Source organism: Paenibacillus rhizovicinus (assembly GCF_010365285.1).
Taxonomy (GTDB): Bacteria; Bacillota; Bacilli; order Paenibacillales; family Paenibacillaceae; genus Paenibacillus_Z; species Paenibacillus_Z rhizovicinus.
This window is the reverse complement of record NZ_CP048286.1, coordinates 5,506,904-5,530,521: the sequence shown is the minus strand read 5'-3', so window position 1 is coordinate 5,530,521 and position 23,618 is coordinate 5,506,904. Positions and strand designations below refer to the sequence as shown.

The 23,618-nt window shown below is 56.8% G+C and carries 18 protein-coding genes; all 18 read right to left on the bottom strand.

Annotated features, from left to right (window positions below; translation table 11 throughout):
• Window positions 1-83 precede the first annotated feature (83 nt).
• The 18 genes from GZH47_RS24655 to GZH47_RS24570 all read right to left on the bottom strand — a co-directional run bounded on the left by GZH47_RS24655 (window position 84) and on the right by GZH47_RS24570 (window position 23,508).
• A complete protein-coding gene (locus GZH47_RS24655; protein ID WP_162643670.1) occupies window positions 84-866 on the bottom strand; it encodes a DeoR/GlpR family DNA-binding transcription regulator in 783 nt (260 codons plus the stop codon).
• A 68-nt stretch (window positions 867-934) separates the two neighbouring features.
• On the bottom strand, window positions 935-2,251 hold the full coding sequence (locus GZH47_RS24650; RefSeq protein ID WP_162643669.1) for a four-carbon acid sugar kinase family protein: 1,317 nt from the start codon (window positions 2,249-2,251) through the stop codon (window positions 935-937).
• On the bottom strand, window positions 2,248-2,910 hold the full coding sequence (locus tag GZH47_RS24645; RefSeq protein WP_162643668.1) for a class II aldolase/adducin family protein: 663 nt from the start codon (window positions 2,908-2,910) through the stop codon (window positions 2,248-2,250). Before GZH47_RS24645 ends, GZH47_RS24650 begins: the two co-directional genes overlap by 4 nt.
• Window positions 2,911-2,985: 75 nt before the next feature.
• The gene (locus GZH47_RS24640; RefSeq protein WP_162643667.1) at window positions 2,986-5,424 is read right to left on the bottom strand and encodes an alpha-mannosidase; all 2,439 of its coding nucleotides are present in this window, start codon (window positions 5,422-5,424) and stop codon (window positions 2,986-2,988) included.
• A 78-nt stretch (window positions 5,425-5,502) separates the two neighbouring features.
• Complete coding sequence (locus GZH47_RS24635) at window positions 5,503-6,423, bottom strand: class II fructose-bisphosphate aldolase (protein ID WP_225446197.1); 921 nt, start codon at window positions 6,421-6,423, stop codon at window positions 5,503-5,505.
• 164 nt (window positions 6,424-6,587) lie between these two features.
• The gene (locus GZH47_RS24630) at window positions 6,588-8,411 is read right to left on the bottom strand and encodes an alpha-amylase family protein (protein ID WP_162643666.1); all 1,824 of its coding nucleotides are present in this window, start codon (window positions 8,409-8,411) and stop codon (window positions 6,588-6,590) included.
• Window positions 8,412-8,460: 49 nt separating this feature from the next.
• Window positions 8,461-9,339 carry a carbohydrate ABC transporter permease gene (locus GZH47_RS24625; protein ID WP_162643665.1) on the bottom strand — a complete coding sequence of 293 codons (879 nt, stop codon included), beginning with the start codon at window positions 9,337-9,339 and terminating at the stop codon, window positions 8,461-8,463.
• Window positions 9,336-10,286 carry a carbohydrate ABC transporter permease gene (locus GZH47_RS24620; protein ID WP_404823719.1) on the bottom strand — a complete coding sequence of 317 codons (951 nt, stop codon included), beginning with the start codon at window positions 10,284-10,286 and terminating at the stop codon, window positions 9,336-9,338. Before GZH47_RS24620 ends, GZH47_RS24625 begins: the two co-directional genes overlap by 4 nt.
• 104 nt (window positions 10,287-10,390) lie before the next feature.
• Window positions 10,391-11,746 carry an ABC transporter substrate-binding protein gene (locus GZH47_RS24615; RefSeq protein WP_162643663.1) on the bottom strand — a complete coding sequence of 452 codons (1,356 nt, stop codon included), beginning with the start codon at window positions 11,744-11,746 and terminating at the stop codon, window positions 10,391-10,393.
• A gap of 381 nt (window positions 11,747-12,127) precedes the next feature.
• A complete protein-coding gene (locus GZH47_RS24610; RefSeq protein ID WP_162643662.1) occupies window positions 12,128-13,099 on the bottom strand; it encodes an ROK family protein in 972 nt (323 codons plus the stop codon).
• On the bottom strand, window positions 13,096-13,734 hold the full coding sequence (locus GZH47_RS24605) for a D-sedoheptulose-7-phosphate isomerase (RefSeq protein ID WP_162643661.1): 639 nt from the start codon (window positions 13,732-13,734) through the stop codon (window positions 13,096-13,098). Before GZH47_RS24605 ends, GZH47_RS24610 begins: the two co-directional genes overlap by 4 nt.
• Window positions 13,731-14,534: a DeoR/GlpR family DNA-binding transcription regulator gene (locus GZH47_RS24600; RefSeq protein ID WP_162643660.1), complete on the bottom strand. Its 804-nt coding sequence runs from the start codon at window positions 14,532-14,534 to the stop codon at window positions 13,731-13,733. The genes GZH47_RS24605 and GZH47_RS24600 overlap by 4 nt, the downstream gene beginning before the upstream one ends.
• Window positions 14,531-16,354, bottom strand: coding sequence for an MBL fold metallo-hydrolase (locus GZH47_RS24595; protein WP_162643659.1), 1,824 nt, complete (start codon window positions 16,352-16,354; stop codon window positions 14,531-14,533). The genes GZH47_RS24600 and GZH47_RS24595 overlap by 4 nt, the downstream gene beginning before the upstream one ends.
• 46 nt (window positions 16,355-16,400) lie before the next feature.
• Complete coding sequence (locus GZH47_RS24590) at window positions 16,401-17,936, bottom strand: FGGY-family carbohydrate kinase (protein ID WP_225446196.1); 1,536 nt, start codon at window positions 17,934-17,936, stop codon at window positions 16,401-16,403.
• Window positions 17,926-18,603 carry an aspartate/glutamate racemase family protein gene (locus GZH47_RS24585; RefSeq protein ID WP_162643658.1) on the bottom strand — a complete coding sequence of 226 codons (678 nt, stop codon included), beginning with the start codon at window positions 18,601-18,603 and terminating at the stop codon, window positions 17,926-17,928. The genes GZH47_RS24590 and GZH47_RS24585 overlap by 11 nt, the downstream gene beginning before the upstream one ends.
• 207 nt (window positions 18,604-18,810) lie before the next feature.
• Window positions 18,811-20,394 carry a hypothetical protein gene (locus GZH47_RS24580; protein ID WP_162643657.1) on the bottom strand — a complete coding sequence of 528 codons (1,584 nt, stop codon included), beginning with the start codon at window positions 20,392-20,394 and terminating at the stop codon, window positions 18,811-18,813.
• Window positions 20,395-20,580: 186 nt separating this feature from the next.
• Window positions 20,581-21,081 (bottom strand): hypothetical protein, encoded by a 501-nt coding sequence (locus tag GZH47_RS24575; RefSeq protein ID WP_162643656.1) that lies wholly within the window; start codon window positions 21,079-21,081, stop codon window positions 20,581-20,583.
• A gap of 411 nt (window positions 21,082-21,492) precedes the next feature.
• Complete coding sequence (locus GZH47_RS24570) at window positions 21,493-23,508, bottom strand: glutaminase family protein (RefSeq protein WP_162643655.1); 2,016 nt, start codon at window positions 23,506-23,508, stop codon at window positions 21,493-21,495.
• Window positions 23,509-23,618 lie beyond the last annotated feature (110 nt).

Sequence of the window (23,618 nt, the reverse complement as noted above, 5' to 3'; positions counted from 1 at the left end):
TTGCGTTTTTTGAATGTACAAAAGAAGACCGAACTAGCGTTAGCTCCGGTCCCGATTGGTTTGTCTGTATTTGCGTTGTTCGGTTATTCTACATCGCACGCGATAACCTGCACGCCGAGTTTCCGGATTTCGGCCAGAATGATCGGATCCGCCAGCGAGCTCGTGACCAAAATATCCACGTCCTTAAAGGCGCTGTAGGCAATCAAGGCTTGCGCCTGAAACTTGCTGTGATCGGCGACGACGACGACCTTCTGACCGGCCGCCACCATCGCCCGCTTGATCTCCGCTTCGTAAATGTCCGAGCTCGTAAAGCCTTTGCGCAGCGAAATGCCGGTCGTCCCCATGAACACGTAATCGGCGTTGTAATGCTGCAGCTCCGCTTCGGCTACAGGCCCGACAAGGCTCATCGATTTCTTGATGACTTTGCCGCCGAGCAGGAAAACCTCGGAGCCTTCGTTCTCCAGCAGTTCCTCCGCGATGTTGATGCCGTTCGTGACGGCGACCAGCCCTTCCCGCATTTTCAGATGGCGGGCCACGCACCACGTGGTCGAACCTGAATCGATAATGACGATTTGATTCTCCTGCACCAGCTCGGCCGCCTTGCGGCCAATGGCTTCCTTCTCCTCGAAATACTTGAACTTTCTCTGCTGCACGGGAGGGATAGACGCGGAAATTTGCTGGATGTCGTCGATCAATATGGCTCCGCCATAATTTTTCTGAACGATCCCTTCGATCTCCAGTTGATGCAAATCCCGGCGAATGGTCTCTTCGGAAACATTGAAGGTTTTCACGAGCTCCGCTACTTTAACGCTCTTCTCCAGCAGCAGCTGTTCTTTGATTTTGTTGCGCCTGTGTGCGACGATCACTGTGAATCCCCCCCGACAACTTTATATTCGCGAATCAACTGCATGCATCGCTGCTGAACCTGCTTCTGCTAGGCATGGCGAACGTGGTCTGCCGCCTGCAGCAGAAAATCCGGCTTGCCGAAGCTGCCCGACTTCAGCACGAGCAGCAGCGGGCGTTCGCCGAGCGTGACGCAAGAGGGCAGGCCGGGCTGAATTTCGCGGAAGATCCGCATGCCTCGCACGCCGAGCCCCGCGCACACGGCGGCGGAAGTATCCCCGCCGGCAATGACGGCCCGGTTCTGTCCGGTCGCCGCCAGCACGCGCTGGACGATCGCCGCGACGGCGCCGGATACGAGACGCGAAACTTCCGTGCCGGCGAGCCCGCGGCGTTCCCCTTCCGCTATCGTGCGGGCCACCGCTTCCGGCGTATTCGGGGAGTGCACCAGCGCATCGCGGCCGGCCGACACCGCGGCCGCCATGGATGCCGCAATGCGTCCCAGTTCCGATTCCCGCTCCTCTTCCGTAAACAGCAGCAGCGCATTCAGCTCGTACGCCGCGACTCGTCCGGCGGCCTTGACTTCGGCGATCTGGCCAGCCGTTTGAGGCATCAGGCTGCCGGCGGCTATAACCACGCCGAGCTCATCGCGCTTCGGCACGCCGGATTCGTCTCCCGCGCCTTGCTTCGCTCCCCATACAAGCGCCAGCTCTTCCGAAAGCGCCGACGCTCCGGCGGTCACGCGCTCGTCTTGGACGGCTTCGGCGATCGTATGCAGGGATGCTTGGTCTTCTACATCGATAATCGCGTAGCCGTAATCCTTCTTCAGCTCCTCGATTCGCGCGCTTACCGCCTTGGCGCCCTGCGCCACCGTTTCACCGGTAACAATCGTCACCTTCCGATTCGTCTGCCGCCGTAAAATGCCCGCCAAATCCGAACGCGTCATCGGATGCACCGGATCGTGCCGAAACTCGGAATCCTCCAGCTTGCGGCCGTGCACGTAATGAATGCCGCCTTGCGTCAGTCGCCCGTTCTTCGGAAATCCGAACACGACCGCGGCGAAGCGTTCGTTCAGCGCGTCCAGCATGGCGTCGAACTCCGCGCCAATGTTCCCCCGGCCGACGGAGCAGGTTTTATTGATAAAAGCCGTGCAGCCTGCGCGCTGCAGCTCCCGGGTTGCTTCGAAAACTTTGCCGTACGCCGTCTCGGGCGCGTCGAATCTGGAATCGGTGTCCAGCACGATCACGTCGGGCCGCTCGCCTGATTGCATATGAAGCGGTTCGGCGGGATCATACGTATAAACATGCGTCTTGTAGCCGGCTTTGGCGTACATGATGCCGATATCGTTCGCCCCGGTCACGTCATCCGCCACGATGCCGATCAGGGAAGGCGCATTGGAAACGACGCTCACGCCTTCCACTCCCTTCTCGGCTTATAGCCCGCATGATTCAAGAAGTGCTGAACCGTCTGCTCCGGAAGCTTGGCAAGCGGCACGCCGGCGCTCTTGGCCGTGACCAGCATGCGGCAGGCCATCTCCAGCGTTTGCAGCGCCATGCGCGCTTCGCGGATGTTCGTATCGTAGACGAGCACCCCGTGGTTCTCCAGCAGCAGCACGTTCGCTCGCCCTGCCTTCTCGCGCACGGCCGCGCCGAGCTCCTCCGACCCCGGATGGCAATACGGCACCCGTTCCACCCGTTCGAGGTAATACATCGTTTCGACGAACAAATCGGCCGGCAGCTCCTCGTTCGAACACGCGAACATGGTGCTGTAGAACGGCGAAGCGTGAAGCACCGCCCCGATCTCCGGCCGCCGTTCGTAAACCGCGCGGTGCATCGGCATTTCCTTCGAGGCTTTGCGGCCTTGCGGGAACGACAATCCGCCGAAGGTGCATTCTGCGAAATCGTCATCGCCCAGCTCGCCCAGGAAGGTTCCGCTCGCCGTGATCAAATAACGGTCTTCTCCCGTACGCGCGCTAATATTGCCGGCGTTGCCCCAAGCGAGGCCGTGTTCCATCATATAGCGTCCCGCTGCCTGCAGTTCGCTCCGGACCGCATCCTTGCCTAATAGCATCGAATTCGCCTCCTTTCCACCGTTTTCCTGCCTGTCAGGCCGAAAATCCTCGCGGATCCTCGGCCTGACAGGACATTACCATTCGATCATGTTCACTTCGCGGACCGGCACGCTTGCATCCTTCGATACCCGGAATGTCTTGATCTCGCACGGGCCGAACGTCGTCTGGATCGTGCGTCCCCATTGCGGCAGCGAAATTACGGCTTCCGTCGCGACCTTCGAGGTCTCGTACAGACGGATGATCAGATCGTCGCCGTCCTCGCTGTTCTTCATCGCGCCCACGATGACGTTATCCTTGTCCACCGACAGGAAGGAATTCTGCTGAGGCAGCTTGCCTTCATGGTAGGTCTCGATGACCGACAACGGACGCTGGATGAGCTCCTGCGCCTTCTTGACCGTGCCGGCTTCCTCCCAGTTGCCTTCATGCGGCATGATCCGATAATTGAAGGTCTGAATGCCTTGGTCGATAAACGTATAGTGGCCGTTCTCCTCCGGCACCTTCGGATCATGATGCGCGTAGATCGCGCTGCGCAGCACCGTGATCGCCAGTTCCTTGTTCATGATGCTGTAGCTGTATTTCGCGTCGTTCATGATGCTGCAGCCGTACAAGACGCCCTTGTCGCGCGCGATGCCGCCGTAATCGACCCAGGATTGTCCCGGCTCTTCCTCGCCGTTATGCTCCCGCTCCTTGAAACCGTACGGAATTTCGTACGTTTGGCGCGTGAAGACGAAGTTCATCGGAAACACCAGCTTCAGCATCTTGAATTGCTCGCGCCAGTCCACGGTCACTTTCACGTCGATGTAATCCAGTTCCCGGTACATGGTGAAATCCTGAACCAGCCTGGAGCTGCCGTATGCGGAGGTTACGCGGATGACCGATTTGACCGGACCGTGTTCGACCCGTTTCACGCTGGTCGCCGTGAATTCGCCGATCGCGTTATTGAAATGGAACACGTTATGGCTCCACGTATCGCTCTTGTCCTCGATGACGACCGGCTTGGCCGCGCCGCCGTTCTCCGGACGGAACACCTCGAAGTCGAGCTTCTTGTCATGCAGGCTGCTGATGAAGCCGGTCTTCGGATCGAATTCGACGCGGAAGCGGTCGTTCTCCATCGCGTAATCGTTGGCCTTGATCGGGCTGATCTGCAGCCTTGCTTCCGTCGCCTCCGTGCGCAGCTTGTACACCCGATAACCCATCGGAGGCAATTCGGCGACGAAGCTCAGACGGTAACGGCCGTTCGCCGTCGCGAGCGATTGCACGCTCTGGAACGCGATTTGCTTGCCGGTTTCATCCACGAGAATCGTGCCGTCCTTGATGCTGCCGCCCATTTCCAGCTCGATGTTCGCCGGGTAAGCCCAGGAATGCGGATTGAACACGACGATCGGCTTCATGCCCTGTTCTTCCTCGATATCGATGTTCCAGGAGAGCGATTGAACCGCATAGTTCAAATTGCGGTCCGCGATGGCAAGCGCCTCGCCGTACAAATTGCGCGCGTCCTCGTAAGCCGGCTCGATTGAAGTGCCGGCGAGAATATCATGGAACTGATTGAACAGAACGCCTTTCCAAGCGGTGATGAAATCCTTCGGATACGGCTGATTGGTCGCGCGTTCGGCAATGGCCGAGAACTTCTCCGCCGCGATCAGCATGTTTTCGGATTTGCGGTTGTATTTCTTGATTTCCGAGTGCACCGCGTAGCAGCCGCTCGCGTGATGCTGCAGATCGTCATGGACGACCGGATAGCGCACCTCCTTCTCCTCGACGGCTTCGAAGAACCGGTTCGGCGTGCTGAAGACGAGCTCGGGCAGCGCCGGATCCTCGTTCATGCGGCGAATGCTCGCGATGTTCTCCTTCGTCGGTCCGCCGCCGTGATTGCCGACGCCGTAGAAGCACATCAGCTCGTCGATCGGCTCGCGCAGCTCCGCGGCGCAGCGGGCGACGTGAAGATCCAGTTCTTTGCCCCACGTGCAGTATTCGAACATGATGCGGAAGCACAGCACTTGCGAACCGTCATCCGATTCCCATTGGAACAGCCGTCCCGGGAGGCCCTTCTCGTTAGGCATCGGGCGCATCATGACATAATAGTCCATGCCGGATTTCTTCAGAATCTGCGGCATCATGCCGAAATGGCCGAAGCTGTCCACGTTGTAGCCGACCTTCGCGGTCACGCCGAATTTCTCTTTAAAGTAACGCTGCGCATACAAGCCTTGGCGGACGAAGGATTCGCCGTTCGGAATGTTGCAGTCCGGCTGGATCCACCAGCCGCCGACGATTTCCCAGCGGCCTTCCTTGATTCGCGCGCGGATTTCTTCGAACATGGCCGGATCGTTGTTCTCCACCCACTCGTAGTAGACGGCGGAACTCGACGTAAACAAGAAATCGTCGTTCTCCTTCATCCGGTCGAGCGCCGAACGGAACGTCGCTTTCACTTCCTGAAAGCCCTCCTGCCATTGCCATAGCCAAACCGGATCCAGATGGGCATTGCCGATCATATGAAGCTTCTTTCTATTAGACATGTCGTAAACTCCTTCGGATGGAATCAAAGATTTTCGCGTGCGCGTGGGCTGCTGACAGGCTCGCTTGCTTGCCCGCCTCTAGAACAAGAAGTCCGCCGCGCGGTCCTTGCTGCCCAGGAAATTCGAAATTTTATCGAGAACGGTCGCTTCTACCGCGGCCAGGCCTACGTTCAACTCTTCCGGCGAGAGCGCCTTGAGCTCCGCATTGGTCATCCGCTCCGTCCGGCCGAGCGCTTCCAGCAAGGATAGTTCGAGATCCGTAGCGATGTTGACCTTGCTGACCCCGCCTTTCGGCAGCTGGATCGCCTTCTCGATCATCCACGCCGGAACGCCGGATCCCCCGTGAAGCACGAGATGCACCGGAGTCAGCTCCCGGATCGCCTCAAGACGGGCAAAATCGATCTTAGGCTCCTTCACCATATAAACGCCGTGCGCGGTTCCAACGGAAACGGCCAGGGAATCAACGCCCGTCTCTTCGACGAAACGCTTCGCTTCCTGCGGATCCGTATACAATTCTTCGTCATTGTCCGTCTCGATATAGTCCGTCGTGCCGATCATGCCAAGCTCCGCTTCGGCGGAAACGCCGTTCGCATGAGCAAAATCCGCCGCTTCTTTCGAAATACGGATGTTCTCTTCGAACGGCTTCTCGGAAGCATCGATCATCACCGAGGTGAAACCCGCTTCGATCGCTTCTCGAATGACCGAGAACGTCTTCGTGTGATCCAGATGAAGAACGGCAGGCACCGTAATTTGCTCGGATTTCAAGCACGCGTAGAATTCATCCGCGAACTCCTTCGGGGTAATCCCGTAACGCTCAAGTTCTTTCTGCGAAATCTGGCAAATAAACGGAGACTGCGCTTGCTGCGCGGCGCGCAATACGGCTTGGATGACCGGCGTATAACGCGGGGAGAAAGAACCGATCGCGTACTTCCCTTTCTCTGCCATTTCGGACGCGTGCTTCAAGGTAACGACATTATGCGGCTTGCTTGTAATAGTCAATGTAAATCACTCCCGCGTTAAGTTTCGTAGAAAAGGTTATCGATGAGTTCGATGCGTTCAATAAGTTCGGAATGTTGCTTCTAATCAGGCAGGCATCCGGCAGGCATCCGATTGAGAGCCGGCTGGATTCCTGCACCGTCTTGCCGGAATTCGGAGGCTTCTAGCTAGGCCCACCAAGCTCCGTTCACCGTTTCTTTCTCGGCGGCATTTCCGGCTTCCGGATTCCCGGATTCGCCGGGCGTCAATGCGCCCGCTCTCGCAGCTTCCGCGATGCTTCCCTTGCCGCCGTTCGCCCTCGATTGCGCCCAAGCGTCGCGAATGAGCTGATAGTCGGCTTCTTCAAGCGGCTCCTTCGTCATATCGATATGACTGACGTAGTAGAGAGACGGCACGCCGAGCTCGGGCTGCAGCTTCACGTATTCGCGCCAATCGGAACGATTCGTGATCGGCCAGTTGTCGGTATCGATAACGGCGTCCGGACAGCCGATGGCGGCCACTTTGGCCCGAAGGGTCATGGCCTTGATGACGTCCTTGCCCGTATTGATGTCGTTCAGACGGATCATATCGACGACGTCCGCCAAATAAGGATGCGGCGTATGCGACATAATGAGCGCGTCCGCTTTGGTCTTCTTGGCTTCGTCGTTCAGGATCCATAGATATTTGCGCATGAGCTCGATGCCCCATTCGTCCCCATGGGCACGAATGCCGGGGCCGCTCGGAATCCGAGCCGAGAAATCGATCTTGAAGCCGTCCGCGTCGTAGCCGTCCGCGCCGAGCATCTGGCGAATCGAAGCGCGCATCCGCTGCTCGAATGCCGGATTCGTCGGATCGAAGGCGATCGGAAGACCCGCAGCATTGCGGATGCACTCTTCTGCCGGCAGACCCTCCGGATCCCAGGCTTTCAACCACAGCAGCACTTTCTTGCCTGACTCATGCTGACTTCGGATGAAGCCTTTCACATCCGGCCACTTCTCTTCGTCGACGAGATTCTCGCCGTACTGCGCCTGCCACTTATCGTCCAGCACCACGATGCCCGGCGTAATGCCGTTCCGGTCCAGCTCCGCCATGAATTGCTCGTACAGCTCCTGGCGCGCAAAGTTCGGCGCGCGTTCCCCGGCAACCGCCGCGACATAGCATTGCGAACCCCAGCCGCAGAAGATCGGGCTCTTCCACCAATCCGGCTTGCCGGCAGCAGGCTTGCTGCTGACCAAGCCTCGTTCGCGCAGCGAGCGGACATGCGCCGCAAGCGCACCGTACTCGGAATCGGAGAAGTCGAAGCCGATCGCAGGCAAGGCGTAATGACCATTGGCCTCCGTATGCCCTTCGTAGGACAAGGACAGGTGGAACCCGAATTGCGCGTGATACGTGAACTCCGTAAAACGGTTATGGCCCGGCTTGGCTTCGACGCCGACGCCGATCCAGCCTTGTCCCGCTTCGAACGCGAAGCAGAACGGCGGCGGAGTGAAGAACCAGTCGCCTTTGCCCGGCAGCGGCACGCCCATCAGGTCGATCACCGAGCCGCCGGTAGGCGCGAAGTAATTGATTTCCTGGCCGTTGGGCTCGGGATTGAAGCCTTGCTTGAAACGCTGGCCGGAGCAGAAGAAGCCCGAACCCCAGCGCACATGCCCCGAGTAATAACCGCCGAAATAATTCACCTCGGCCAGCTTGCCCGCGCCGAACACTTCCATTTCGTACGAGAATCGAAGCGGCTCGCACCGGAAACGGTACAGCTTCTTCTCCCACACCGAGCTCTTCGCTTCAATCGACGCGACATAACAGCCATCGGCCTCCTCGATCGTCCAATCGCCGAGAATTTCGACGGTATCGTCGCGGTCGGCCAGCGAATGGATGCTCGAAGGAACGAACAATTCCATCACGGTTTCGCCGGATGCCTCCTTGACGTAGACATACGGGCGATCCTTCGGAAAGGTCAGTTCGTAGCGCTCCGCCTTGATGCTGGGCAAGCCGTTGTCTCTGCTGAATTCCATTATCGTTTCCCTCCACTCCGACCGGTGCCTGCTTGCCCGGTCTCTCTAATCACCCTTTGGTGCCGGATGCAATATTCATGCCTTCAATAAAATAACGCTGAAAGAAGAAGAAGAGCAGGATGACGGGCGCCAGCGAGATCAACGACGCCGCCATCAGGTAATTCCACTGGGTAAGTTCGGCGCTGCGGAATGCCGTAAGCCCGATCTGAATATTGAACATCGATTCTTTGTTCACGTAGAGCAGCGGACCGAGAAAATCGTTCCACGCCCCTTGGAACGTCGTAATCGCGATGACGATGACGGCCGGCTTCGCCAGCGGCACCATGATGCGGGACCAAATGTAGAAATGGTTCGCCCCGTCGATTTTGGCCGCTTCGATCAAATCGTTCGGAATACCCAAGTAAAACTGGCGGAGCATGAAGATTTGAAAGGCGCTGCCGAAGAAACCGGGAATCGTAAGCGGTAGATAGGTGCCTACCCAATGAAGCTTGGAGAACAGGATGTACTGCGGAATCAGCGTGCAGAACCCCGGAATCATCATGGTCGCCAGCATCAGGGAGAACAGAAAGTTTTTGCCGGGAAACTTGATCTTGGCAAAACCGTAGGCGATAAACGTGTTGGACAGAATATGCGCGACCACGCCGACGCAGGACAAGAAGAGCGTATTCAGGGCATAGCGGCTGAAATGGCCGCTGACCCAGGCATGCTTGTAGTTCTCCCAATGAAGGGCATGCGGATACTTCGTCGGCGGAAAGCTCATGATTTCCTTCATGGATTTAAGCGACGTGGACAACATCCACCAGAACGGCGCAAGACAAACGATTCCGAGCGCGATCATGATGATGGCGATGACGATGTTCGCTATTCGTTTGCGCGCTCGCCGGCTTTGAAAATAACTGCCGGAAGACGACGCGGCGGTCGTGCTCATCGATTATCCCCTCCTTCGTAATGGACCCACAGCTTCGACAAAGCCATGTTGATCAAGGTCAGGACGATGACGACGACGAAGAGGAACCAGGCCATTGCCGTCGCGTAGCCCATCTGGAACGATTGGAACGCCTTCAAGAACATATGCAGGTTATAGAACAGGAGCGAGTTCATCGGCGAGCCCGGCGTTGCCTGATCCTGCACCATGACGTAGCCTTCCTGGAAAATCTGGAACGCGCCGATCAGATTGGTCACCAGCTCGAAGAAGATAACAGGCGTGATCATCGGCACCGTAACATGCCAGAAACGGCGGATCGGGCTTGCGCCGTCGAGCTCGGCCGCCTCGTACAGATGGTCCGGAACGCCCTGCAGCGCGGCCAGATACAGGAGCATGCCCCCGCCCGCACCCCACAGTTTCATAAGAATGACCGCAGGCTTCGTCCAACTCGGATCGGTCATCCAGGCGGGTCCGTCGATGCCGACCCAGCCCAGCGCCATGTTGACGAGTCCCGTGCTGGGATTCAGCAGCATCATCCACAGGTAAAACACAGCGACGCCCGCAAGCACGGAGGGCAAATAGAAAACGGTTCGGAAGATCCGCATACCGGGAATTTTCTGATTCATGGTAACGGCCAGAAGCAAAGCCGCGAAGGTCGTGAGCGGAACGTTAAATACCACGTAGTACAACGTATTGTGCAGCGACTTCCAGAACAAGGTGTCATGGGTGAACATATTGCGATAGTTGCGTACGCCTACCCAATCCATTTGCGAAGTAATGTCGTAATTCGTAAAGCTCGCATACAACGAGAACAGCAGCGGACCGAACGTAAACACCAGGAATCCGATGATCCATGGCAGAACGAATGCATAGCCCCAAACGGCCTCCTTGCGCTCCAGCGACAACCGGCTCCTCTTGCCGGTTCTATAGGTATTGGACAAGTCAATCACCTTCCTCTTTACAATTGCGTTCAAGTCCGTCGGGAGGCGGTTCGCTTCAAGAAAGGAAGAGCGGCTGACAACCAACCGCTCCCCTGAACTATCGGCTATTCGGTTTAGCCTCCGTTTTGAGCTATCAGATCAGATACATCCTTTTGGGCTTGGTCAAGCCCTTCTTTAGGCGTGCTCTTCTTCGTCAGAATCGCGTCGACTTGCGGATCGAGCATTTTGAACAGATCCGCTGCAGCCGCCGGACGCGTGTATACGCGCGTGTTGGCCAAATTGTCGACGGACGCCTTGTAAATCGGATCCTTGGTCAATTCCGGATCGTTGGAAGCCTGCACGTTCGCGACGTTATCGTAATTCATCTTCGCCCAGTAGGTTTGCGCCTGAACATCGGTCAGATACTTGATGAATTCCCACGATTCGGCGGGATGCTTCGCGCCTGCCGGAATCTCGACCACGAAGCCGCCGCCCGTGCTCCAGTGTCCCGCGCCTTCCTTCGTCTCGGGAATCGGCGCTATGCCGACGTCCATGCCTTTGCCGAAGTCGCGAAGCTGCGTTTGGAAGGTCACCGCATCCGGCCAGATCGCCACTTTGCCCGCGATGAACGGATTCGCTTCTTTGCTGCCGAACGCCGCTTTGTACTCGTCGATGTTCTTCTGTCCGAGGCGGTCGGTGTAGCGCTGCACGTAATTGAAGCCTTCGATTTTATTCGGCGTGCTGATGTTCGCTTGGCCGTTCTCGTCCAGCCAGCCCTTGCCGCCGTCGAAATTGACCGCGATGCTCTTCGCGTCGAATCCGGCGAATTGCGGCGCATAGCCGATGCGCGCGTACTTGCCGTTCGCGTCTTTCTTGTCCAGCTTCTTCGCCACTTCTTCAAGCTCGTCCCAAGTATCCGGGAACTTGTTCGGGTCGAGCCCGGCTTCCTTGAAAGCGGTCTTATTGTAGAACATCATGCGCGTATCCGTCGTGAAAGGCAGCGCGTAAGGATCGTTCTTGTAGAGCACCGTGTTCCAGAGATCCTCGCGGAAACGATCCTTCACCGTCGGATCTTTGGCCAGGAATTCAGCCAGGTTCGTGTTCTGTTTCTTCGCCGCGCGGAGCCCCGTCTCTTCGATGCTGTTCACGATGACGTCCGGCGGATTGCCGGCCGCGGTCTGCGCGAGCGACTTCGTCCAGATGTCGCCGTAAGGATAATAAGAGTGCTTAACCTCGATTGTGCCTTCATGGGCTTTGTTGAAATCGTCGATGATCTTCTCGACCAGCGGCCGGCGCGTCTCGGATCCCCAGAACGTCCAGAAATCCAGCACGACCTTTTCTTTAGGAGCAGCATTGTCTTGCGGTGCAGGCGACGCGGCCGAGTTCTCGTTGCCGTTGCCGTTGTTGCTGCTTCCGCAGCCGGACAAGAGCGCGCCGGTCGTTAAAGTTAAAACAAGTGATGCGATTGCAGCTTTGTTCACTTTCTTCATCCCATAGACCTCCCATTTTAAGAAAACCAACATCAATCCCACAAATAATTATACAACCCCACATTCATTCAAACGCTTTCATGTGGAATTTGATGTCCTTGTGTCAGTTATAAAACTAATCAGTCATGAAGTCAACATAAATTTTGTGATGTTGAACGATTTATGATGCAATCCCTCGTTTTTCGATCGATAATACAAGTTTTTACAGGGGAAATAATTCATAAAAACGTCAAAAACCGTCGAATTCCTCCTCGACGGTTCTGATTCCATACTATTGTGTTCGACTGCGCCTCACTTCATTCCTAAACCTTCCAATTCCGCGTCAAGATGCCGAGACGCCGATTACCTCGACGCATGGAAGCCGGCCGGCGCAAGAAGAACTCACGCAGGCTCGACGAGGTTATATGCGACCGACAGGCTGGCCAAATCCCCGACGGCTTCCCCCAATCCGGCCGGTACGATGCTGCAGGCCCGCAGCGAATAAGGAAGCGCCTCTTCGCTCAGCGTCTTCATGACGATCGGCTCCAGAATCGCTTGCTGGCGTCCATAGATGCTTCCGATGACGATCCGTTCCGGATTCAGCACGTCCACGAGAATGGCCAATCCCCGGCCAAGCTTCTCCCCGACGACGCGGAAGATTTCGAGCGCAAGCGGATCTCCCCCGCTCGCGGCTTCGCCGATCCGCTGCGTCGTAAGCGAATCCAGCGCCTCCTCCGATTCGCAGAACGAAAGCGCCTCGCCTCGAAGAAGCGCCTCCCGAGCCTGCTGCTTCCCTAATTGCGCGATGCCGCCGCCGCTGCAATAGCCTTCGAACGAGCCCGCTTTGCCGTAGCCGACGGGGCCGTCGTTCTCCATGCGCATATGGCCCACTTCGCCTGCCATGTCGTTCGTTCCGGCATACAGCCTGCCGTCCAGGATCAAGCCCGCTCCCATGCCCGTGCCGAACGTCAGGAAGATCATATTGCGCGTCCCTCTGCCTGCTCCCCATTTCCATTCGGCCAGCGCGCAGGCGTTCGCGTCGTTCTGCAGCCCGACAGGCACCGCGAATCGCTCCAGAAGCGGCGACACCACGTCGATGCCGTCCCACCCGGGGAGGTTGGGAGGCGACAATACAAGCCCGGATCGGCTGTCGAGCGGTCCTCCGCAGCTGATGCCGATCGCTTGAAGCGATACCTGCGGGTGCTCGGCCAGCAAGCCGGCCATCGCGTCCATGATTGCGCGGAGCGCCTCTTGGGGCGTCCCTGGGGTAGGGAATTTGAATTTGGCGACGACGTCTACCGTGTCTGCCAGAGCCTTGCCTATCGTAACGGCGCATTTGGTGCCGCCGATGTCCACGCCGCCGATCCAGGTCATGATTCGAAGAACGCCTCCTCCAGCAAAATGCAAAGCGCATGGTAAACCGGCAGATGCCGCTCTTGGATATCCGGCGTCATGTCCTCCGGGATGCGGATCGTCACGTCGCACAGCTCCTTCATGCGTCCGCCCGAGCGGCCGGTCAAGCCGATCGTGCGCAGGCCAGAAGCCTTGGCGACCGTAATCGCGTGCAGCACGTTCGCGGAATTGCCCGAGGTGCTGAGGCTTACCAGGACATCGCCCGGCTTCCCGTAACCGTACACTTGCTGGGCAAAGACCAGATCCGGCGCCACGTCGTTCGCGAAGGCCGTCGCCAAGGCGGTATGGCTGACCAGCGAGATGGCCGGGAGCGCGCCCTGCAGGTTATCGGCGATGTACTCCGCCGCCTCCGGCGATACCGCCTTCAGCTCCTCGCGAAATCCCCCCGGAACGGGACGGCGCAGCAGGAATCCCTTCATCAGCTCCCCGACGATATGCTCGCAATCGGCCGCGCTGCCGCCGTTGCCGCAGACCAGCGTCTTGCCGCCTTGCGCGAACGATGTCTTCATGATCTCGAACGCGCCGACGATATCGGCGCCGCACGCTTCTTCGAGTTCAGGGTATTTCGCATATAATTTCACCAGTGCTGGGTTCATGATTGTTCCCTCGTTCCGTTTTTGATTGGACATACGATGATCTGAACGCCGTGCTGCTCGATTTCATGCAGAACCGCCGTATCGGTAAGCTCGCTGGTAATGAGGATATCCACCTCTTGAAAAGTGGCGAAGGATACGAAGGCGTTCTTCAGGAATTTGCTGTGATCGGCGACCACCACGACCTTCTGCGCCGCCGAGATCATGGCCCGTTTCACTTGCGCTTCATAGAGATCGGAGCTCGTGAAGCCTTTGCGCAGCGAGATGCCCGACGTTCCGAGAATCGCGTATTGGGCATCGTACTTCCGGAGCTCGTCCTCGGCTTGCGGGCCGACCAGGCACATGGACTTGCGAATCAGCTTTCCCCCGATCAAGAAGATGCTGCGCTCCTCGTTCGCGCTGCATTCCTCCGCAATGTTGATGCCGTTCGTCACGATGGTCAGATCAGGAACGTTCTTGAGATGCCGGGCCACGCACCAGGTGGTGGAGCCGGAGTCCAGGATGACGTTCGTATTGTCTTTCACAAGGCCGGCAGCCGCCTTAGCAATTGCGTCTTTCTCTTCGTAATATTGAAATTTGCGCTGATGCAAGGGCGGCACGGTCGACATCGCCTGCTGCAATTCCTCCGCCAGTATCGCGCCGCCGTAATTTTTCTCCAGAAAACCTTCCTGTTCCAGCTGCAAAAGATCTCTGCGAATCGTCTCTTCCGACACGTTGAAATGCTTGGCGAGGTCGACGACTTTCACGCTCCGCTCTTCCATCAGCATCTCTTTGATCACATTTCTGCGCTGCGATGCTATCATAGCCTGTCCCCCTCGTTCAAATGAGCTTTTATCGTAATCAAGGATTCCGCATGCTGGCCGATCCGCATTCCGTTCACTTTGAGATCAGCGGCAATCCGGGCACGCCGAACCGGCAATCCGTTCGGGGTCACGCGGACGGACAGCTTCGTTTCTTTCTTGGCGGCAAGCGTAATCGCCGACTCGGGAGGATCGGCGTGCCATCCGGAAGGCAGCAGCAAATCAACCTCAACCAAAGCATCCCTGCTTAATGGATTCCTTACCTCGATCTCAAGCGTAACCGTCTCTCCGCTCCGCGTTTCGCTCTGATAAGGCACGATGCGCGCCCCGAAGCCTTCCGCGCCATAATCAAGCTGCTCGAGCGGGAGCAGCTCCCGATGCATGCGCGCCAGAGCTTCGCCGCGTCGATCCAGTTCCTCGAAATATCCCGGCTCCACCCATAGCGGATCCCAATGTCCCGTAAGAATGACATCGGGCTGCAGCTTCTTGTACAACGCTGCGCTGGCCATATAGTCATCGGCGTCGAAGCGATTTTTGTATACATAATTATAGAGAAGCCCGTCGCCGCCTTGATACTGATCGCCGGCTACCAGCACCTTCCGCCCGTCGACCTCCAGCGCGATCGCGACCGCATAGCGGGTATGCCCCGGCAGCGGGTATAGCGTCAGCTGGTATTCCTCCCAGGCAATCGGCGTTTCGAGCGGCAGCTCCCGGTCGACCGGAATCGGATCGTACCAGAGGCAAGGAAGATCGTAACGCTCCGGATGACGCAGAATGCCGGCAAACGTATCCGCTGCCCATACCTCCGTTCCTTCATGATCGCGCAGCAAATTGAAGCCGGCGACGTGATCGTCGTGATAGTGGGTCGGGACGACCGTCTCCACTTTGGTCACCCCGTACTGCTTCTTCAACGTGCCGAGCGTACGCAGCCAAGGACGGCGGGCCGCCCGATCCGTTTCCGCGGGCTTCCCGGTGTGAAAGTCGTAACCGAAGTCCAGGAACATCGCCTTGCCGCTCTCCGAGAGCAGCACGAAATAATTCGATTCGCTGTTTCGGCTTCGCAGAAGATGCGGCGTTACCGGTTCGAAGGGCTGCTCGAGAAACTGAAACAGCCGTGGATTTTGCTGCCGATGCTTCATCATCTCTCTTAAACGTTCAATGAGACTCGCTATCGCCTCGACAGGCTGATCCATCGTCTCGCCGTGAGACGGCAACAGCCGTTCGGGACCGCGTTCCTGCAAGTCCAGCAGCGAAGCCGCGGTTGCCGGCAGACCTTCGCCGCCGTTGTAGGTCCATTGCGTTGCGGCGAGCGACCATAGCTTTCCCGGCCCCGCGATGAGATCGCCGGTAAAAGCGTTAAGCCGGCCATCGATACGGGCAAGCACGCTAATGGAACCGGGCGTATGCCCCGGCGTCGGAACGATCTGGAACTGGCAGCCCCCGAAGGTATAGGATTCGTAGTCTTTCAAGGTGCCTGCTATCGGGACGGCATCCAGCAGCGAGAAACGCTCCTGGCGAACGTTATAGTTGTTCAGCACTTGGCGCGACTGCCAAATCGCATCCATTTCGGCGAACAATTCCTGCTCCATATGGGGCACCCAGATCGGAATGCCGGCCGCCGCCGCGCGGGCAAGCCCTTGGCCTTGATCGCGGTGATGATGGGTCATCAGAACGGCACTGACCCGGGTAACGCCGATTTCGGACAGGCAGTCGAGCACGTCGCCGCTTCCGAAATCGATCAGCACCGCTTCCGCGCCGTTCTTGACCACGTAAACCTTGCATGTATCCGGATAGATATATAAATGTTCGGATAAAGCCTGCATCTCGTCTTCAGCACCTTTCCATGCCGTTTCGTTTCGCCTCCGCGAACTACAGCATGCGGTAATAGTTTCTTAGCGGCTGCTGCAATGGAACGTAGCCCTCTTCGAAAAGCACCTTGTACTTATCATGCGCTGCCCCTTGCGGATACACGATTCGGCCCCTGCGGGAAGCCGCAACCGTGCCGGCCGCCTGTTCGGCATTCTCGTATACGCCGGCCCCGACGCCCGCCAGCAGCGCCGCGCCAAGGAGCGCCGCTTCCGGAAGCTCCGCGTTCCGCAGCAGACAACCCGACGCGTTCGCCTTAATCTGCAGCCATGCCGGATTATGCGTGCCTCCGCCGGTAAGGATCAGCTCCTTGATGGCGGCGTTAGTGGCGTGTTCGCCCGTACGACGGATCCACTCCATCTCGTAGGCGGTGCCCTCCAGCACGGCTGTCAATAAATCGGTCAGCCCGTGCTCGGCGGTCATGCCGATAAAAGCCGCCCGCGCCCTGGCGTCCGGTTCCGGAGCGCCGCTGCCGGACAAGTAAGGAAAATAGAGGATGCCCGTCGGGCTTCCCGCTTCATTCGCCTCGGCATGTTCGGACAACAGCCGCAAAATCCGTTCATAGCTCAACTCCGGTTCGGACAAGACCGAACGAAACCATTCCACCGAGCCTCCGGACGCCGACAAACCGCCCATCCAGAAGCTGTGTCCCGCTACCGGATGGCAGCCGAACGACAAGCCGGAGCCGAAGTCTTCCTCCGTCAAGCGCCGTTCGGCCAATACCCCGACGAGCGTCTCGGCGGTCCCCATCGAATCCATCACCTGTCCCGGTTTGACGACCCCGACCGCAAGGCTGGCAGCGACGTGGTCATGGCCGGCGATGACGACCGGAATGCCGGCACGAAGCCCCAGTAGAGAGCCGGCTTCGGAATGAACGCTGCCGATTATCGTGCCGCTAGGGACCGCTTCCGGAAATAAGGAGGGATGAAAGCCGAAATGCCGGATCCAATCCGAATCCCATTCCTTCTTGTCGATACGAAAAGCGAACGTACGGGCCGCCAGCGTATAATCGGTTGCCATCGCCCCGCTCAGCTTATAGGCGATATAGTCGGAAGCCGATAGCCACACGGCGCCATCCAGCGCCGATGGACCCTGCTGACGCAGCCATAGCAACTTGGCCATTCCGAATTTGAAGCCGGCGTGCAGCCCCGTAGCGCGGAAGCGCTCCAGAACATTCCCTTCGGCAGCAATCTGATCGGCTTGCGAGAGGGAGCAGCGGGAGAACCAAGGAATGAACGGCGACCTTGCCTCCCCGGTCACGGGATCGACGAGCACCCCCGTTTCCGCCATGCTTGCGATGCCGATCGCCGCTACGGACACGGCCGCTTCTTCGGCTGCCGGCACTACGATGTCGCGAATAAGGCCGGCGATTCCGGTCCAAAGCTGCTCGGGATTATAATACGTCCATCCGTCTTTAATGTAGGATGTCGTTTTCATTTTCGAAATTCGGAGCAATTCTCCTTGCTCGGAGAACAATGCCGCCTTGCAATGGGTCGTGCCGACATCGATGCTTAACAGCATCTGTTGCTTAGCGGACACGGCGATCTCCCGCCGCGATCTGCGCAATATGCGCGATGCCGATGCGCGGGCTTGCCAAGAACTTCGGCTGCAGCTCTTCCGGCAGCGAAGCGACGACCCGTGCCATCGAAGCCTGCGCCAGTACGACGACATCAACCGATTTCACGAGATTCAGCAGGACTTCGGCCAGCACTCTGTCATGTCCTTCTTTGTCGCCGTTCATCAAGAGTCTGTAGGCTTCTGCCGCCAGAGCCGACTTGATTTCGATCTCGCGGCCTTGCTGCCCCGCCTTGCTTTCAATGAGGCTGATGGTCGGCTGCAAGGTTGTCGACAGCGTAGCCGCCACGCCGATTCTTCGGCCGCTTCGCACCGCTTCCTCTGCCATCGCTTCGTCGATTCGAAGTACGGGCACTTGCACGACCTGCCGCGCCATTGAAGCCACCTCGCCGACAGAGGAGCAAGCACTGACGATGTAAGCCGCTCCTTGCTGTTCGGCAAACTTGGCGTATGTCAGCCAGCGCTCGATGACCGTCTCGGTCATGCCTTCGTTCTGAATGAGCTCCGGAAGAATGGAATCGTCCACGAAATTGATCAGATCCCAGCCCGGCATAAATTCCGCCGCCAATGCTTTGAGGGGATCGACCGTAACAGGGGTCGTGTGAATGATAGCTAGCTTAGGTAGGGCCATGTTCAAGTTACCTCCAGATGTATTAAAGTAAGAAGAATGGTACTGATCTCTAATGTTTATGTGGTATTTTGTGCTTAATTCCCTTATTATATAAATCAAAAACCACATAAGTCAACAATTCATCGGCGTATGCGCAAAAAAGGCAAAAAGACGCAGAGCATTCCGCTCCGCGTCTTGTTGTTTATACAGCTGCATCCAGCCGCTCAATTAAAATGAAGGCCGCTGATTAAACTTAAATGTTTGCGTTTTGATATTCTTGAGGATGCCCGTTGCCGGATTCAGCTGATAGGTATCTAGAATCCAGGGCCGATCGTCATCTCGATAGTAGTTTAAGGTTTGGAACGTATTCTTAGCCGTACACTTGATTCTAAGCGGCGTTGCCACGCCTACCCCTCCGTACCCCTCGCTGGTTTTGATGAGAATGATTTTCCCGGCGTGGATGTAATACAAGGCATCGCCAAATGCATTTGTCCCTTCGCATTCGCTGATACCGAGCAAATTTGTCGCGCCCGTCACGGTAAGAGCTCGATTAAACTCCTTATCCAACGTCTGATTTCCGATGTTGAGCTTGATCATTTTCCCGGTGCTTTTATTGACTGCATAGATATCATAATTACCGGAGTACGTCGTTGCCCCCTCCGTGGCGCATGCCCACGAGAATTCGGAGGTTTCCGTGGTTTGATTTCCCGCATACACGTAGACATCATAAGCTTGGCCGGCATCGTCAAGCATGGAGGTTTGGTAGAAAGCGTCGTTCTTAAGCGTTTGAACCGTTACAGCGCCTCCGTTTGGTTTAACGCCCGTTACTTTCTGGTAATCGAACGTCTCGCCCGTTTCCTTCATCACTAGATACGCCATAGGCCCATCGTCCGTAGTGAAGGTGAAGCGATCGTAATACCCAAACTGCGGTGCCTGTTTCCATGAAGTTGTCGGCGCCAATTCATCTACGAATTTGATGTTTTGTGCATGGAGGCTCTTCAAATACTCATCGTCGCTTAGCAGTTTCTTCGCTTCATCAATGCTAAGGTCGAGCGAAAAGTCTGGAATCGGTGCATTTGTATCATAATCGTAGGAATTGTCTACGGAAATGTCATCTACCATCCATTGATCGGCCATATAGAGGAAGGTGAATTTCTCTTTGTACGCATGCGTCGACCCCATACCATCTAACAGATACGGGTTTCTGAGATTCAGCGCGAACTCATCTTCCGCTCCTGTTAATTTCGGCGCAAAATCAAAGGAACGCCGTATCTCGGTTTCATCCGTAAACGTGTCTTGACGGAGGAAATACTGTTCGTAGTAACCAAACATACGGTCAATGATACGGTCGGAGAAATACTTGCTTATTTCCTTATGATGACCCGCATACTTTCGTTGGATCGCTTCTTCGCTTAGATTCATTTGGGCATCCGCCCTGCCTAAATGGTTAACCAAGGTAATCCCGTCAAGCACGATCCGCTTCGCTTCATCGAGCGTTAAATCTTCCTGACAGGTATTCTGGCCTGAAATCGGGAGTGTCGCTTCTCCCAGCTCAACGTCCCACTTGAATGACTTCAGCCACAAATCCACGATAATCGAAGCTTGGGCGCGGGCAAAGAAATCCCATTCATTTTGGTAACAAAGCGGCGTAACCCCGCCCGCGGTGGAGAGCCCCATCGCTTTTATGGTCACCTCGCCGCGAATACCCGCCATGCCCTCCAGGCCAGCCATGCCGATTTGGAATACCGACAGATAAATACCCAGCTGAGGTCCGAATTCCAATTTCGCCTTCATTTCGCCGCTTGCAGCCACGTTCGTAGTCCTGCTATGCGAACCGTCTATCTTCCCCGTACCGTCACTGTTGTAATTGAACCCTAAATCCAGGTGCAAATCGTTTTCGACTTCAAAGGTGATGCCGACCCCTGGCCGTCGGACTATTCGCGAAGGCCACGATTTGCGCTTCTCTACACTTGAGCCAAACTCATCCCAATGCTCAGCTTATACCGCATCTTTCTTCCCGAAGGGGTCATACACGTCCAATGCCAATTGCCCAGTCTTTAGCATGCCGCCCCACTTGGCTAAACCCATCAGTAGAGACCGCTGGCAGCGGCGCGGCTTTTCATTGATGTCGTCAAAAGCGAAGCGCAGTATATTCCATCCTTCGATAAGCAGATGATTTTGGCGTTGAAGATCGTCCGCGAACTTCCACCGACTAACATCCCGCCAGTGCGGGCCGAAGCCGTCGATTTCCACGATCAGCCGAAACGGCAGCGGCGGGAGGTAGGCATAATCCGCGAATCGGGTACCTCCTTTGAAATCCGCCATCTCATACTCCGGGTGCAGATCATCCAAATGGCCGACTGCCGGCCACCAAACGTTTGCGAGCATCGTTTTCTCTGCCTGCGCCTTCTCCAGAAGACGCCTTTTGCGTTCCGATGAACTGTCGGCCAGCGCCTTCTCCATCATGCGCTCGTAAGCCGTCTCAAACCTATGATCCATGTCACTCTCTCCTCGCTCAAACAAAATAAAGCTGCCCCCTCGATAAAACCGAGAGAACAGCCCGTGCTTCAGGACTATATTCAATTTATATGACTTTCCATAAAAATCCAGTTTAGCATGCGAATTCGGAATCGGAAAGGCCAAAAGAGTACCTTATCAAAGAGCCCCTTCCCCTTGTTCCTTCATCCTTCCCGAACCCGCCAATGTACTGTACTGGGTGCAGCTCATGCTCCTATTCTGCCACTGTTCGCGCGATACGGCGCACACCGCGAACCTTTTCACCTTACTCATGCCCCAAATAAACAAAAAAAGAGAAACCCGCCGTGTCACAATACACGCGGGTTTCTCTTTCATCTATGGCCATCAATCCCAGCCAGCCTAATCTAGCAAAAGCAGCAAGCGGCAAGCGGATCAGCTTTCGCGCAGGATCCCTTTGTCCTTCAGCAGCTTCATGAAGATGCCGCCGACGACGCTGCGGTGCTGGAAGTTGAGCTGGCGGGCCGTCAGCGTATCCGTCCAATCCGAGAACGGCACGCGGTCCGGCGTCTCGTTCAGCATCGTCCAGATCGGCTCCGTCAGCGAGACGAAATCGCTGCGATCTACCGCCAGCGCGGCCGACCAAACGAGCCAATCGGCTTTCGTATACGTCGCCCGGCTGTCCAGCGGCGTCCCGTACACATTGCTTTGTTTCACATACCAAGCCACTTCGTTCCGCAGCGTTTGTTTCTCGAACAGCTCGGTTCCGAACAGCACATCCCAGATCAAGTTATACTTCAAGCTCCAAGTGCCCGCTTGGCCGAACGCCAGCTTCGTATGGTCGCCGTCGTCCGCAAGCGTTCCCCATTGCGAGGCCATTTCCTGCGCGAGCTTCCGGTAATGCGCCTTCGCCTCCGCGTCGCCTTCGATCCCTTTCAAGATCGAGAAGCTGGCCACGCCCATCACGGCCTTGACGGACAAATTCGCGTTGCGGGCCAAATGACCGGCAAAATCATCCGTGCACAGCTGATTTTCGGGATCCAGTCCATGCTCGACCAAGTAATTCGCCCATGTCGTCAAGAGCTCCATATGGCCCAGCAAATAATCCGAATTGCCGCCAGCCAAACAGTATGCAGCCGCCATAATCAGCATGTTGCCGCATTCCTCGACAGGCATTTGCCCTTCGATCGCGTTGTCGCTGTATACTTGGCCATTGCCGATCGGGTATTGGCCGATGTCATGCGGCGCGAAATCAAACGGCCATGCATCGCTTTCCGCATAGCGGACGATCGGTCGGATCATCGCTTCTACTAGCGCCGGATTATAGAGCAGATAGAGCGGAATGGACGGATAGCTGACGTCAACCGTCGCCATGCAGCCGTTGCTGTAGCATTCCTTGGACAAGAAAAGCAGCGCGCCTTCCGTATCCGTGACCAGCTTATGAGCGGCAATCGACTGGCGGTATGAGAGCGCCAGCAAATCCGCGTACTTCGCTCCGCCTGCTTCCGCTCCGTCAGCCAGCAGCTGCTTGTCGAATGCATCGCAGCGGGCCATCAACGACTCGTAGTCCGAGAATGCGGATGCCAGCATGGCTTCCGTGCTTTGGCCGTTCCGTTTCCAATACGCTTGCAGCTTGTCGCCGAAGTACTCGATCGCATAAACATCGTCGTAAGCCAGTACGATCACCGTTCCAACGGGAGCGTCAGCTATGCGGCCAAACTCATGAACGAGCGCCATGACCGGCTGCTCGTCCGCGACCGACTGCGGCAACCCGGTGACGGCATGACCTGCCAATTGTTCATTCCGGACGAAAGCTTTGCGCATTTCGGCGGAACCCGTAATTGCCCGAACGCGATCGGACTGCCGGGCAGCCAGATAGAAATAACCCCAGTCGATCCGGTGATCGTCTCCGGAACGATTCATGTAATCCTGCCGTTCATGCGACATGCGCAGCGCGACCAAATCCCCGCCTACCGTCGGCGATTCGGAGATGACGGCCTGCTGCGGATGGTCCACGCACCATTCGCCGGTGACGTCGAAGTACACCGCTGCCTCATGCTCCCGTCCATCCAAGGACGAGATTTCGAACGAGACATAGGAAGCCGGCCGCGACAAGATATCCAGATCGTCCAGCAGCAGCGGCGTCGTGAACGTAACCTTCAGCGCCACGCCGGCAGCTTCGAAACCATACACGGTGCTGAGCGGCGTTACGCGCAGCTCGCTCTGCGTCATCGCCGGCGGTTCCGCATAGTAACGTTCCGCCTTCGCTTGTACTTTTCCTGCGAAGCGCCATACGGTTCCATCGATACGAATCAGGCCTGTCATCGCATGTCTTTGACCGGTCCAATGGCGGGTAAAGTCATCTGTCAGCTGATCGGCAGCCGACCATACGCTGAAATAGGGATCTACGGCAACTAAAGGGACTGACGAGGGACGAAGCGCGCTGTTCATGTGCATCCTCTTTTCAATATATATTATATATAATAAACATATATTATTCCCTATACTGCCTGGTGTCAATCCACAAACTGACCTAAAGCCGCCCGCGACTTCCGATGTTG